This window comes from Stutzerimonas stutzeri, assembly GCF_038561965.1.
Classification (GTDB): Bacteria; Pseudomonadota; Gammaproteobacteria; order Pseudomonadales; family Pseudomonadaceae; genus Stutzerimonas; species Stutzerimonas stutzeri_AA.
Genome location: NZ_CP139348.1, coordinates 4,429,253 through 4,443,491, shown reverse-complemented (window position 1 = coordinate 4,443,491; position 14,239 = coordinate 4,429,253). Strand labels below are relative to the sequence as shown.

The 14,239-nt window shown below is 63.2% G+C and carries 8 protein-coding genes; 4 read left to right on the top strand and 4 right to left on the bottom strand.

Features of this window, described 5'->3' with window-relative positions:
• Positions 1-7 precede the first annotated feature (7 nt).
• Both SM130_RS20550 and SM130_RS20545 read right to left on the bottom strand, forming a co-directional pair.
• On the bottom strand, positions 8-4,717 hold the full coding sequence (locus tag SM130_RS20550; protein WP_102826706.1) for a hybrid sensor histidine kinase/response regulator: 4,710 nt from the start codon (positions 4,715-4,717) through the stop codon (positions 8-10).
• A gap of 192 nt (positions 4,718-4,909) precedes the next feature.
• Entirely contained in the window at positions 4,910-6,496 is a 1,587-nt protein-coding gene (locus tag SM130_RS20545; RefSeq protein ID WP_256044963.1) for a L,D-transpeptidase family protein, read from the bottom strand.
• 227 nt (positions 6,497-6,723) lie between these two features.
• Here SM130_RS20545 and SM130_RS20540 point away from each other — a divergent pair, with 227 nt between their 5' ends.
• Positions 6,724-7,437: a murein L,D-transpeptidase catalytic domain family protein gene (locus SM130_RS20540; RefSeq protein WP_102826708.1), complete on the top strand. Its 714-nt coding sequence runs from the start codon at positions 6,724-6,726 to the stop codon at positions 7,435-7,437.
• A gap of 162 nt (positions 7,438-7,599) precedes the next feature.
• Here the strand turns inward: SM130_RS20540 and SM130_RS20535 are convergent, their stop codons facing one another.
• Both SM130_RS20535 and SM130_RS20530 read right to left on the bottom strand, forming a co-directional pair.
• Positions 7,600-9,384 (bottom strand): GspE/PulE family protein, encoded by a 1,785-nt coding sequence (locus SM130_RS20535; protein ID WP_102826709.1) that lies wholly within the window; start codon positions 9,382-9,384, stop codon positions 7,600-7,602.
• A gap of 105 nt (positions 9,385-9,489) precedes the next feature.
• Positions 9,490-10,854 (bottom strand): inorganic triphosphatase, encoded by a 1,365-nt coding sequence (locus SM130_RS20530; RefSeq protein WP_102826710.1) that lies wholly within the window; start codon positions 10,852-10,854, stop codon positions 9,490-9,492.
• Positions 10,855-10,967: 113 nt separating this feature from the next.
• On the opposite strand from SM130_RS20530, the gene SM130_RS20525 reads away from it, so the two are divergent.
• The 3 genes from SM130_RS20525 to argE all read left to right on the top strand — a co-directional run bounded on the left by SM130_RS20525 (position 10,968) and on the right by argE (position 14,239).
• A complete protein-coding gene (locus SM130_RS20525; RefSeq protein WP_102826711.1) occupies positions 10,968-11,645 on the top strand; it encodes a TIGR00153 family protein in 678 nt (225 codons plus the stop codon).
• Between the two features lie 38 nt (positions 11,646-11,683).
• Complete coding sequence (locus SM130_RS20520) at positions 11,684-12,949, top strand: inorganic phosphate transporter (protein ID WP_102826712.1); 1,266 nt, start codon at positions 11,684-11,686, stop codon at positions 12,947-12,949.
• Between the two features lie 129 nt (positions 12,950-13,078).
• Entirely contained in the window at positions 13,079-14,239 is a 1,161-nt protein-coding gene (gene argE, locus SM130_RS20515; protein ID WP_102826713.1) for an acetylornithine deacetylase, read from the top strand.

The following is a 14,239-nucleotide window of genomic DNA, read 5'->3' as shown; positions in this document are numbered from 1 at the left end:
TTGCCGCTCAGCTTGTACTGTCGATGAGTTTGCGAATACGCGCAGCCAGGATGTCGATGCTGAATGGCTTGGCCAGGATGTCCATGCCCGGGCCGAGGAAGTCGTTACGCATCTCTTCATCTGGTACATAGCCGGTGATGAACAGGACTTTTAGCTCAGGTCGATGCTGCCGCGCGCCTTCCACCAGCTGCCGTCCGTTGATGCCGGGCAGGCCGAAATCGGTGACCAGCAGGTCGAGACGCTGTTCGCTGTGCAGGTAAGGCTGGGCGCTGCTGGCATCGCAGGCTTCCAGCACCTGATAGCCGAGTTCGTTCAGCACCTCGACCACGAGCATGCGCACCGCGGCTTCATCCTCCACGACCAGCACGATCTCGCCTTGCTGGGCGCTGGGTACGTCCGTCTGCTGCTCCGGCGCGCCCTGCACGTCGTTTTCGGTCTGGTTGCGCGGTAAGTAGAGGATCACCCGCGTGCCCTGTCCCAGCGTGCTGTCTATACGCACGTGGCCACCGGTCTGCTTGGCGAACCCATAAACCATCGACAACCCAAGGCCTGTGCCCTGGCCGATAGGCTTGGTGGTGAAGAACGGGTCGAATGCCTTGGCAATGGTCTGCGCCGACATGCCGGAACCATTGTCGGTAACACTGAGTGCTACGTAATCCCCGGGCTCCGGTGCGTCCGGCTGGTGTTCTTGGATGCGCACATTGCATGTGTGCACGCCGAGCCGTCCGCCATCGGGCATGGCGTCTCTGGCATTGATCACCAGGTTGAGCAGCGCGTTTTCCAGCTGATGGCCGTCGGTATAGGCGACCCAGGCATCGGTCTGTAGCTCGACTTCGAGCTGGATGTGCTCGCCCATGGTGCGGCGCAGCATATCCTCCATCGATACCACCAACAGGTTGACGTCGACAGGCTTGGGATCCAGTGATTGGCGACGCGCAAATGCCAGCAGGCGATGTGTCAGCGCGGCAGCTCGGTTGGCCGATGTGGTGGCCGCATCGATGTAGCGATCCAGATCACCCGTGGCGCCATTGGCGACGCGCCGCTGGATCAGATCGAGGGCGCCGAGCACGCCGGTCAGCATGTTGTTGAAGTCGTGCGCGAGGCCGCCGGTGAGTTGACCGATGGCTTCCATCTTCTGTGCGTGGCGCAAAGCATCCTCGGCCCGCTCGCGCTCCGCCATCTCGATGTGCAGCCGGCTATTGATCGCGGCCAGTTCGCGGGTACGCTCCGCTACGCGTCGCTCGAGGTTGTCATTGAGTTCGCGCAGGGCCTCTTCGGCGGCGACTTGGGCGGTAACGTCGGTATTAGTGCCGAACCAGTGGGTAACCTGGCCGAAATCGTCGCGAATCGGCAGGGCGCGCGAAAGAAACCAGCGGTATTTGCCGTCCTTGCCACGCAGCGGGAAGGTTTCCTCCCAGATCGAGCCAATGGCGAAGGCCCGCTTCATCGATGCGCTGACCCGTTCGTGATGATCGGGATGGTTCACTGCGCGCCAGCCCAGGGCCCGCATGGCCTCGCCGGTGGTGCCGGTGTAGTCGTACCAGCGCTTGTTGTACCAGTAGATGCGCCCGGCAGGATCGGCCATCCAGGCGAACTGGCTCATGTTGTCGGCTAGCGTGCGGAACTGTTCTTCGCTCTCGCGCAAGGCGCGTTCGGCGCGCATGCGTTCGTCAGCGGACCAGGCGCGGTCGGCGATTTCGCGGATGAAAGAAATGTCATCGTCGAACCAGTTGCGCGGTTGTTCTTCCAGCAGCATGAGTACAGCGGAGATGCGGCCCTGCTCGAACAGCGGCACGCAGACGATGCTGCGGATCTGGCTTTCGGCGAAATTCTCGGCGTGGCTCGCGGTGCGCGCGTCGTGCAGCACATCCTCGATCACCACCAGTTCGTTCTCTTGCAGGTCGTAGAAGAAATCACCGTAGTCGGCAAAATGCACCACTTCACTGCTGCTGTCGGAACTGCCATCACTCCAGTAGCGCTCGATGGTGGCGCTTTGGCTGGATATGTCGACGCTGGCGAACAGCACGCGTGAAATACCAATCGTACGACCGATCACGCTCACCGCCGCATGGGCGATGGTCTGGCTGTCGTGCTGCTCGCGCAACAGGTCACCCAGCTCGATCAGTGCCGTTTGCCGCTGTTCGGCCTGCTGGCGGTCCTTGATCTGCTCTTCGAGCATCTCGTTCATGCGCAGCATGCGCTCGGCCGCATTGCGTTCGGCGGTGATGTTGCGTGCGGTGCCTAGAATGCGCACCTCACCGCTGGGGTCGAGTAGTCGGCGGCCACGATTGGCCAGCCAGACGAACTCGCTGATGCGGGTATCGAAAATCCGGTAGTCGAGCTGGAACTCTCCATCACCATTGCCAGCCAGCGTGTCTCCCAGCGCTCTGATCAATCCGCTGCGGTCATCGGGATGCACTCGCGCGAGGATTTCATGCACGCCCAGGCCGGGCTGGTCTGGCGGTATCCCGGCCATGGCCTTGAGCTGGGTATCCCAGTGCAATGTGTGGTGGCTGTCGCGATATTCCCAGACGCCGATCGAGGCGATCTCGTTGGCCAGGCTGATGCGCTGTTCAGCTTCGCGCAGCGCCTTGTTCGCCTGCGTGCGCTGGGCCGCGCCGCGGATGCGTTCCAGTACTTCGCGGACGAGGCCGAGGTCGTCCACGCTCCAGGGCAGCATTTCGCTACGAACGTACAGGAGCGCGGCTGATTGTGCGCCGGACTCGACGCCCGGCAGTTCGGTCATTAGCAGCGTGGCGCTTGCCAGGCTTCGGCACAGCGAGTCGCTTTGCGGGCTGTACGCATCGAGCGGGACTACGTTCTCCTGCGCCAGGCGTTCGACGAGACCCGCGCCGCCCCCAGGCAGGTCATGACGACCGCCGCGACTTGGCGCACCCGGCGCCAGCCACTCCTGTTGCACAACCAGCGCACCGTCTTCCACGGTTGCCCAGGCGATACAGTCGCAGTGGGTCAGCCGCGCCAGGCGCTCGTCGAGCACGCAGCAGACGTCGACCTGATCGGTATCGGTCTGCAGGCAGTCGCTCAGCTCCAGCAGGAAGGCCTGCAGCGCCTGGTGCTGGGTACGCTCGCTGATGTCGCTGAATGTGCAGATGGCGCCATGCAGTTCGCCGTCTCGGTAGATCGGCGCTACACGGTATTCGACAGGCAGGCTGCTGCCGTCGACGCGGAAGAACAGCTCATGCTCGACATGCCGTGGTTCACCGGTAATGGCCGTGTGCTGGATCGGACATTCCTGTGCCGGGTATGGCGTACCGTCCGGGTGGCTATGGTGAATCACCTGGTGCAATTGGCGGCCTAGCACTTCCTCGCGGCTATTGAAGCCGAGCAGGTTGAGGAACGCGTCGTTGCACAGGGTGACCGCACCGTTGCGGTCGATGGAGTAGAAACCCTCGTTGGCCGAGTCCAGTAGCAAACGCGTGAATGCTTCGCTTTCCAGCCGCTGCATCTCCGAGCGACGACGGCTATCGATATCCTGCGCTACGCAGACCCAGCGTAGTAGTTGGCCGTCGGCGTCGTAGAGCGGAGCGCTGCTGGCCTGAAACCAGCGCGGACTGCCATCGACATCGCGCAATGGCAATTCGAGCTTGAACGGCAGTTTCTTCTGCAGTGCGGCCTGCCACTGTTCGGCAATGCGCGGACGATCGCTCGTGGCGACCGCTGCCAGCCAGCCTTCGCCCTGCGAATGCTGTTCGTCTAGACCGGTGAATTCGCACCAGTAACTGTTGCAAAACCTCAGGTTGCCATGGGCATCGCACTGCCAGATCACCTGCGGGCTGAGGTCGACCAGCGTGCGATAGTGCTCTTCCATTTCACGGGTGGCTGCCTGCTGCAGACGTGATTCGGTCAAGTCGCGCAGAATCTTGACGAAGCCTTGCGTCTGGCCATGATGGTCCAGTGGTGTGAGAACCCCGCTGGCCCAGAACTGTGTGCCATCCTTGCGTTGGTGCCAGCGCTCGTCGATTGCACTGCCATCTCTGAGCGCCGTGCGCATTTCCTGCGCTGGCGCCTGTTGCGCGCGATCCTCGTCGGTGAAGATGCAGTCTATTTGCTGGCCCAGCGCCTCTGCGGCGGACCACCCGAGGACCTGTTGCGCACCGCTGTTCCAGCTGGTTATTTGGCCCTGCAGGTCAGTGGCAAGAATGGCGTAATCCTTGGCGCTGTCGATGATCTGGCGGCTGCGCTCCTCTTCGGCACGCAACCGCTGCAACTCCAGTAGTGCCATTACCTGCCGCGCCATCGCCTGTAGATGCTCGTACTGGCGCGGCGTCAGCTCGCGAGGCTGATGGTCGCAGACGCACAGGGTGCCCAACGGCAATCCATCGTCGGTGCGCAATATGGCGGCGGCGTAGAAGCTGGCGGGTCGGCCGTCGGCAAGTCGCGGCATCTCCAACGGAGCAGCGAGGCGATCGGCGAGCTGGACGACCACCGGCCCGGCCTGGCGGATTGCCCAAGCGCAAAGCGAGCGATCGAGCGCAACGGGCTGGCTGTCCAGCGCTAATGCAGCTGTGCAGTGCTGGTATCGGTCATCGATGAAGTGAACCGCGGCCGCCGGGCAGGCGCAGAGGTCTGCGGCCATGCTGGCAAGCTCGTCGAGATCCGCGTCGCGCGGGGTGTCGAGCGCGGTGAAGCGAGCCAATGCGATCAGCCGTTCAGCTTCATTCCAAGTCGCTGTGGGAGCGCTGTTTTCGGCGTTCAAAATGTCCTGCTCGGCTATCCATGGCACTGAGTAATTCAGACGGTTTTATTAGTTAACCACTCAGGCGCCCAAGGCCAATGTCGAGTGGTGAGCAAAAGACTACGCTGAGGCCGTGAGGTTCAGGCGCCAGGCGACGAAACTCCCGACGAACGGGGGGTTGTGGAGTGGGCCGCGCAAGGCTCGGCGCCCGGTCTAGTGCGCCGCATTGAGCGCCTCGAGCAGTGCGGCGTCACGTCGGTAAATGTCCGGACGGTAGCGTGGCGCGCCGGTGTCATCGGTATCGGCCGTCCAGTAGGCCATCAGGATCGGCGTGTGATGGGCCAGGCGGTACTCATGAGTTTCACCCGTCTGCAAGAGCTTGGCGACGGTGTCGCGCTCTGCTTCGCCCACTAGCAGGTCCGCCAGTTGCAGCGCGCCCTCGACACGTACGCAGCCGGAGCTGACTGCACGTGCGGCGCGGCCGAACAGTGGCTTGCTCGGCGTGTCGTGCAGGTACACCGAGAACGGGTTGGCGAAGCGAATCGCCACCTGCCCGAGCGGGTTGGTCGGGCCGGCATCCTGTCGCAGCATGATGCCGCGCGGATTGTTCCAGTCCACGGCGTAGGGATCCAGGCTGTTGCCCTGGGCATCGAGCACGCGCATTTGGTGGCGTTCCAGATAGCCGCGATCCTGGCGAATCAGCGGTAGCTTGTCCTGCTGCAGGATGGTGGGTGGCACGGTCCATGTGGGATTGAGTGTCAGGCGAGTGATCTGCGACTTAAGCGGGGGAGTCTGGCGGGCCTCGCGGCCAACTTGGGTGCGTGTCTGCCAGAACGGGCAACTGTCGCGAAAATAGATCAGTCGCGCACCGGCGATATCCACCAGCAGCGATTGCGGCTCAAGATCGCGGCTGACCCAGCGCAGGCGCTCAAGATTGATGCGCAACTGGTCGAGGCGTTCAGCTGGGCTGACATTGAGCGCGGCCAAGGTTCCGCTACCGATGATGCCGTCGTCGTCGAGACCGTGCTGATGTTGGAAGCCTTTTACCGCCTCGACCAGCTCGTCGCCGTAGCGCAGGTCCATCAGCGGGGTGCTGCCGGTACCGGCAAGCAGCAATTCACGCAGCAGCGGGACCCGCGCATCGCTCATCCCAGGTCGCAGCGTCGGGCCGGCTGGAAGAGGCCGCCACGCAGGTGCAGGGGCCACGCGCAACGCGGCATAAGCGGCACGCAGGTCGCGATAGAGCGCATGAGCCGGCCGTGCATGATCGAACGCAGCAGGCAAGTCTGTAAGGCCTTGCACAGCTATCTGCAGCAGCCGCTGGGCATCATCAGGTTCCGGTGTGGCCGGGCTGCGCCATATGGGTTCGACGTCCGCCTGCCGCAGCCGACCGTGCGAAAGATGGTGCAGCGCTTCGAGATAGGCGTAACTGGCAAGGATGTCGCTGCATTCACGCTGCAGCGCAGTGGTCGAGGTTTGGTAAAGCTGCTCGCGGATGCGCTCTGGCTGATAGTGCGCGGGGTCCAGGCCATCATCGGCCAGTTGAGCCAACTGCTGTAAGAGGCTGTCCAGCATGGCGTAAGCGTTCCACACCGGCTGGTGATGAACAGCCCGGTAGAAGGCCGCAAGCCGTTGCAGGGCATCCGGGGCCAGGCGGTCAGGCATCGTCGGGCAACTCTGCGGCAGCGCGCTAAGCACTGTTTCGAGCGGCGTGGGTTGCGCAATCGGCAGTTCAGCCAGTGCTGAGGCGGGCACCAGGCAGAGCCAGACGGCAAGACGGAATGCACATTTTTTGAACAACGTTTCGCTCCAGAGCATTGCTGTGACTGCTAGACTGCGCGCCTGTAGGCCGCCGTTCTGGCATCTCTCGAGATGCTTTCGGGGGCCATAAAAACACATCCTGCCGAGCATTTGGCGTGCATTCGCCCCGCTCGGTTCAGTTGCGTCGCTGCGGTGATCGGCGGCGAGTATAAGGTGCCGGCCAAGGCAAAACGTCTTCAGACCGAGCCCGACGAGGTTGCTTGCTCATGATGTCCATGCTTCGAGGTGCCTGCCTGGCGGTAGGTTTTTTCGTCCTCGCCTCGCCTGCGCTGGCGGCCAACGCAACGTATCAACCCATGGTCGACAGCCTGGCCCGGCTGGCGCCGAAGCTTGATCGTCAGGTGCTGACCCACGCGGTCGCCGCCATGCAGTGCGCAGTGAATAACGGCGCTGGTGCGGCGCAGCGCCTTGCGGTGATCGACTTCTCGCTGCCCTCCAGCGAGCGCCGGCTGTGGATATTCGATCTGGAACAGGAGCAATTGCTGCTTGAGGATCTGGTCGCCCATGGCCAGAAGTCCGGCGACAACCACGCCACCCAGTTCTCCAATATGGTCGGCAGTCATCAGTCCAGCATCGGCCTGTTCCGTACTGCCGAAAGCTACAGCGGCAAGCACGGCTATTCGCTGCGCATGGATGGCTTGGAGCCAGGTATCAATGACCGCGCCCGCGAGCGGGCCATCGTCATCCATCCGGCTGACTATGTGAATCCATCCTGGATCGCCACACAGGGCCGGATCGGTCGCAGCCAGGGCTGCCCGGCGGTCCGGCCGGAGGTGGCGCGTATGGTGGTCGATAGCCTCAAGGGCGGCCAGTTCATGTTCTCCTGGTATCCCGATCAGCAATGGCTGCAGTCTTCTGCCTACCTCAACTGCAAGCCCAATCAAGTGGCGACCATTCTCGCGGCACGCTCGGGCGGCTGATTCAGCGCTCAGCCCGTCGCCAGGGCCGGCGTTATCCGCGCAAATGCGGGGCTGGCGCGGCGCGAGCTGGCATAGGGTGGATCACGCTTCATCGATCCACCGGACGGAGTTGTGGTGGGTGTAAAAATCGACATCCCTCGTACAAACGCGTCGAGCCTCCGACTATTTCTGCTCGCTCTGCGGCGTGACCCGCAGGACTTCTTCCACGGTGGTCAGGCCAGCGGCAATCTTTTGCGCGCCGGACAGGCGCAGGCTGCGCATGCCGTCCTTGAAGGCCTGGCGGCGCAGGGCGACGATGTCGGTGTCGGCGGTGATCAAGGGCTTGATCGCATCGTTGAGCAGCATGATCTCGTAAACCCCGGCCCGACCGCGGAAACCGGTGTCGCGACACTCCAGGCAGCCCACCGCCTGCTGCGCGGTGGTCGGTAGCGGGGCGTTCCAGGGCCGGGTCAGCGCCGTCCAGTCATCGGCATCCAGTTGCATTGGCGCCTTGCAGTGCGGACACAGCGTGCGCACCAGGCGCTGGGCCATGACACCCAGCAGCGTCGCCTTGAGCAGGTAATGCGGTACGCCGAGCTCCAGCAGGCGGGTGATGGCGCTGGGGGCGTCGTTGGTGTGCAGGGTGGAGAGCACAAGGTGACCGGTCAGCGCCGCCTGGATGGCCATCTCGGCGGTTTCCAGATCGCGGATCTCGCCGATCATGATGATGTCCGGGTCCTGGCGCATCAGTGCGCGCACGCCGCTGGCGAAGGTCAGCTCGATATTGTGTTGCACCTGCATCTGGTTAAAGGCGCCCTCGATCATCTCGATCGGGTCCTCGATGGTGCAGACGTTCACTTCCGGCGTCGCCAGCTGCTTGAGTGTGGTGTAAAGCGTGGTGGTCTTGCCCGAACCGGTCGGCCCGGTGACCAGGATGATGCCGTTGGGTTGGCTGGTCATGCTCTGCCAGCGACGCAGGTCGTCGGCGGAGAAGCCCAGCTGGTCGAAGCCTTTGAGCAGCACCTCGGGGTCGAAGATGCGCATCACCATCTTCTCGCCGAACGCGGTGGGCAGCGTCGACAGGCGCAGCTCGACTTCCCCGCCATCCGGCGTCTTGGTCTTGACGCGGCCATCCTGCGGTTTGCGCTTCTCGGCGACGTTCATCCGGCCGAGGGACTTTAGTCGGCTGACCACCGCCATCGTTACCTGCGGCGGGAACTGATAGACGTTGTGCAGCACGCCATCGATGCGAAAACGCACAGTGCCCTGCTCGCGCCGGGGTTCGATGTGGATATCGCTGGCGCGCTGCTGGAAGGCGTACTGGAACAGCCAGTCGACGATGTTGACGATGTGCGAGTCGTTGGCGTCCGGCTCCTGATCGCTGGCGCCGAGGTTGAGCAGTTGCTCGAAGTTGCCGACGCCGCTGATCTTCTGGTCGGTGCCGCTGGCGCCACTGACCGACTTGGCTAGGCGATAGAACTCGACGGTAAAGCGTTGGATGTCCGCCGGGTTGGCCACCACGCGCTTGATCGGGCGCTTCAGCACATGCGTCAGGTTGGCTTCCCAGCCGTGCACGAAGGGTTGGCCGCTGGCGATGGTGACGGCGCTGCTGTCCACCGCCACGGCGAGGATGCTGTGGCGCTGGGCGAAGGCGTAGGACATCAGCGGGGTGATCGCGGCCACGTCGATCTTCAACGGATCGATGCGCAGATACGGCTGGCCGGCCCGCTCAGCCAGCCAGACGGTCAGTGTTTCCAGGTCGAGCTTCTTGCCGGGGCGCTGCAGATCATCGAGCTGCTGTGCGGCGAGAAATTCCAACGGATGCTGCTGATTGGCCACCGCGCTGCGGCGTACCGTCAGGCATTGTTCGGCGCTGTCCTGAGCGACCCGCCCCTGAGCGACCAGCTCGCGCAACAGATCGTTGAGATCGAGAGGGCGGTCCTTTGGGGGCGAATTCAGCACGGACATGGGATTCCTTGAGTGCGGCAACGGAAAAGCCAAGCTTGCCGCCAAACCCCCGGCGCTGTCTGCCGCCGGGGTTCAACTTTGAGCAGCCTGCGCCGGCTTTCGAGCTTATTTCTCCAGCTGCTTCCAGGCCTTGAGTGTCCAGACCAGGTGCGCCTGCTGGACGCGTAGTTCCAGCGCCTGCTCGTCGATGGGCTGGCGGGCCAGTTCATACAACTTGGCCAGCTCGCCATATAGACGATCGACTTCCGGCAGGTCCAGCACGCTACGCGCAAGGTGCAACCACACCAGCAGCCGCTCCATGCGCGGGCTCTGCTCGGTGAGGTCCTCGGGTTGCTGCTGATAACGCGGCAACTGCAACGCCTTGGCCTCTTCTGTCAACAGATGCACCAGCCACTTGCCGAGCTCGGCGGCGCCCTGGCGATCGCCACGGGCGTTGCGGCCTTCGGTCCAGCTACGTCGCAGCAGCCACAGCGAAGCTTTCAGCGACAGCAGTCCCCAACGGGTCTGGCCGAGCTCCTCGGTGAATTGTGCTGGTGCGGCCTTGCGTACGGCTTCATCGTTCTGTCCTGCCTCGACACGTGGGCGCCAGTCCTGGATCAGTGCATCGAGCAGCTCGCGCAGGTCATGACTGCTGGCGCGCGGTGCGGCCTGGCCGAGGCTGCCAAGCAGGGCGCGCAGTTCGATCAGTTGCTGCAGCCACTCGCCGAGCAGTTTCCAGCGACCATTGAAACGGTACTGTTCGGCCAGTCGCTGGCTGTTGCCGAGCAACTGCCAGCCAAGCGCGACCACTGCGTCATCCAGCGGCATAACAACATCGAGTTCCGGCGCCGGCAGCTGCAGGTTGTAGCCATCGGCGTCGTGCAGGCGATAACCGCGCTCGGCCTTGCTGATATCGCACGGCATCAGCGGCAGGTCGGCGGCCAGCTCGGCAGCCAGTTCAAGCAGCGCTTCGGGATCGCCCTGGCGCAGTTCGAGCTCCAGCTCGCAGATTTCCTCGGACTGCTTGCCGGCCTTGACCTGGCCCAGATCCAGCGCGGCCTCGATGACCACTTTGGTCTTGCCGCGACCCCAGGCGATCTCAGCCTTTTCGCGGACAAAGTCGGTGGTGAAGATCGGTTTCAGGGTCTTCTTGTCCAGATCGGCGAGGCTGGCTGGCCAGCAGTCGTCACCCAGCTTCTTGGTATCCAGTTTGGGTTTGTCCAGATACCAATCCCATTCGTTGCGCTCGGACAGGCCTGCGACACTTTGTCCACGGCTCTTCAGGGTCTGGATGACCTGCTCGCCATCGCGGCGCAGGCGCAGGGCGACGCGGGCCTGGGCCAGCGCGCGCTCGACCGTGTCGTAATACTGGTTGAACAGCTCATGCCGCGACCAGCCGCTCTTGTTGCGCTTCTTCAGCAACGGATGTTCGCGCAGGGCGAGCAGGGTTTCGCGGCTGGCGCGTAGCTTGATTTCGGTTTCTTTCTGCATGATGCCGACTGGGTGCCTATGATGTGTTGGTGTTGCCGCCTGATGACACACGGTAGCAGGCGTGATGGCCTGTCCGTATACTTGCCGCCTCTTTCAAGCCGGGGCCTTACCCTATGCCAGTCAATCCTTTCGTCAGCTTGTTCGGACGTTCGCCAATCGGCCCGATGCAGCAGCATATGGCCAAGTCGCATGAATGTGCGGCGAACCTGGTACCGCTGTTTCAGGCGGTCATGTCCGAAGACTGGGAAAAGGTCGAGCAGATCCAGCAGCAGATGGCGCAGCTGGAAAACGAGGCCGACAAGCTGAAGAAGAGTGTCCGCCAGCACCTGCCGAAAAGCTTGTTCCTGCCGGTGCCACGCTCCGATCTGCTTGATCTGTTGAGTGTACAGGACAAGATCGCCAACCGTGCCAAGGACATCGCCGGCCTGATGCTGGGCCGCTGCATGACTATCCCCCAGCCGCTGCAACCGCAGATGCTGTCCTACGTGCAACGCACCGTCGACGCCAGCGCTCAGGCGCTCAAGGCGCTTAAAGAGCTGGATTCGCTGCTGGAAACCGGTTTCAGCGGCCGCGAAGCCACTCTCGTCGAAAAAATGGTCGAGGAGCTCGAGGAAATCGAGCGCGAGACCGACCGCATGCAGATCACGGTTCGCCGTGCTCTGTTCAATCTGGAAAAGGATTTGCCAGCAGTCGACGTGATCTTTCTCTACAAGATCATCGAATGGATCGGTGATGTAGCCGACCGCGCCGAGCGCGTCGGCAACCGTCTGGAACAATTGCTGGCGCGCTAAGGCGCCAGCGTCCTTTCTGGGTTCAACAGGTAATTCTTATGTCCTTTATCGCGGATTACGGCTTCGTACTCCTGGTGCTCGCCTGCATGTTCGGCTTTTTCATGGCCTGGGGCGTGGGCGCCAACGACGTGGCTAACGCCATGGGCACCTCGGTAGGCTCCCGCGCGCTGACCATCAAGCAGGCAATCGTCGTAGCAATGGTCTTCGAGTTTTGTGGTGCTTACCTGGCCGGTGGCCAGGTCACCGAAACGATCAAGAGCGGCATCGTCGATGCGTCCGCCATTCCGCCAGAGCTGATGGTGCTGGGCATGATGTCGGCACTGCTGGCGGCCGGGACCTGGCTGCTGATCGCCTCGATCAAGGGCTGGCCGGTATCGACCACGCACTCGATCGTCGGCGCGGTGATCGGCTTCGCCGCCGTGGGTATTTCCGTGGATGCGGTGCACTGGAGCGGTGTCGGCCCCATCGTCGCCAGCTGGGTGGTTTCGCCCATGCTGTCGGGCACCGTCGCCTTCGGCCTGTTCATCAGCGTGCAGCGCCTGATCATCGATACCGATGAGCCCTTCCAGAACGCCAAGCGCTTCGTCCCGCTGTACATGTTTCTCACCGGTTTCATGGTCGCGCTGATGACCCTGTCCAAGGGCCTCAAGCACATCGGGCTGGACCTCAGTGGCGGGCAGAGTTTCATGCTGGCAGTGGGCGTCGGTGCATTGGTGATGCTGATCGGTATCGCCTTGCTGACGCGGATCAAGGTCGACGTCGAGGCGGACAAGGCCTTCCATTTCTCCAGCGTGGAGAAGGTGTTCGCCGTACTGATGATTTTCACCGCCTGCTCCATGGCCTTCGCTCATGGCTCCAATGACGTGGCCAACGCGGTTGGCCCGCTGGCCGCTGTGGTTGGCGTACTGCAGTCCGAAGGCGCCGCCGTCATCGGCGCCAAGGCGGCAGTACCGGGTTGGGTGCTGCTGTTGGGCGCCGTCGGTATCGTCATCGGTCTGGCGACTTATGGCTACAAGGTGATCGCCACCATCGGCAAGCAGATCACCGAACTGACGCCGAGCCGCGGTTTCGCTGCCGAACTGGCCACCGCGACCACCGTAGTCGGCGCCTCGGCCATTGGCCTGCCGGTATCCACCACCCATACGCTGGTCGGTGCGGTGCTCGGCGTGGGTATCGCCCGTGGTATCGGTGCGTTGAATCTGGGCGTGGTCGGCAAGATCTTCATGTCCTGGCTGGTCACCCTGCCGGTGGGTGCGGGTCTGGCCATCGTGTTCTTCCTGATCCTGCGCGCCATCTTCACCTGATCCTTCACGTAGCCTGCGGTTGTCGAAACGCCCCGTCGATCTGACGGGGCGTTTTCGTTTGCGGGTCCCGCCGTGGCGTGTTTCATGCTTCACTGCAGGCTCGTTTCGATTGCATCACGGAGGTAAGCGGTGCCTATTCCCTCGTTCAAGGAGCAGTTCGCGCAGCTTCTCGCGGCACCTTCGGTCAGCTGTACGCAGCCCGGCTGGGACCAGAGCAACCGCCCGGTGATCGAACTGCTGGCCGCTTGGCTCGGTGAGCTCGGGTTCGCCTGCGAGACACCGGAAGTCGCTCCGGGAAAATTCAACCTGCTGGCCAGCTACGGCAGCGGTCCCGGCGGGCTGGTGCTGGCCGGCCACAGCGATACCGTGCCGTTCGACGCCGGTCTGTGGACGTCCGACCCGCTGAAGCTGCGCGAGGCCGACGGCCGCTGGTACGGGCTGGGCAGTTGCGATATGAAGGGTTTCTTCGCGCTGATCATTGAGGCGGTTCGGCCACTGCTGGAGCAGCCGTTTCGCCGGCCATTGCTGATTCTCGCCACCTGCGACGAGGAAAGCTCGATGTCCGGCGCTCGGGCCCTGGCCGAAGCCGGCCAGCCGCTTGGACGTGCGGCGGTGATCGGCGAGCCCACCGGCCTGCGCCCGGTGCGCCTGCACAAAGGCATCATGATGGAACGCATCGACATTCTTGGGCAGAGCGGCCACTCGTCGAACCCGGCATACGGCCATAGCGCCCTGGAAGCCATGCACGGTGTTATCGGCGAGATGATGACGCTGCGCCGGCAGTGGCAGACCGAGTACGACAACCCGCTGTTCGACGTGCCCAAGCCGACGCTCAACTTCGGCTGCATCCACGGCGGTGACAACCCCAACCGCATCTGCGGCCAGTGTGCGCTGGAGTTCGACCTGCGCCCGCTACCGGGCATGGACCCGCAGCAGCTGCGCGGGATCATCCGTCAGCGCCTGCAGCCGCTAGCCGAGCAGCATCAGGTGAAGATCGACTTGGCGCCGCTGTTCCCCGCGGTGCCAGCCTTCGAGCAGGCGGCGGAAAGCGAGCTGGTGCGTCTGGCCGAGCGTCTAACCGGCCACCGCGCCGAGGCGGTAGCGTTTGCCACCGAAGCACCTTATCTTCAGCAGCTTGGCTGTGAAACGCTGGTGCTGGGCCCCGGTGACATCGCCTGCGCACACCAGCCCGACGAGTACCTGCAACTCGACCGCATCGAACCGACCCTGCAGCTGCTGCGGCGAATGATCGAGCACTACTGCCTGCAACCGCAGACCGACCCGAACTGA

What these genes read in the sequence shown, in the direction of transcription:
- SM130_RS20540 (WP_102826708.1), top strand. Translation starts at nt 6,724, where the DNA reads ATGATGTCCATGCTTCGAGGTGCCTGCCTGGCGGTAGGTTTTTTCGTC.
- SM130_RS20535 (WP_102826709.1), bottom strand. Translation starts at nt 9,384, where the DNA reads ATGTCCGTGCTGAATTCGCCCCCAAAGGACCGCCCTCTCGATCTCAAC.
- SM130_RS20530 (WP_102826710.1), bottom strand. Translation starts at nt 10,854, where the DNA reads ATGCAGAAAGAAACCGAAATCAAGCTACGCGCCAGCCGCGAAACCCTG.
- SM130_RS20525 (WP_102826711.1), top strand. Translation starts at nt 10,968, where the DNA reads ATGCCAGTCAATCCTTTCGTCAGCTTGTTCGGACGTTCGCCAATCGGC.
- SM130_RS20520 (WP_102826712.1), top strand. Translation starts at nt 11,684, where the DNA reads ATGTCCTTTATCGCGGATTACGGCTTCGTACTCCTGGTGCTCGCCTGC.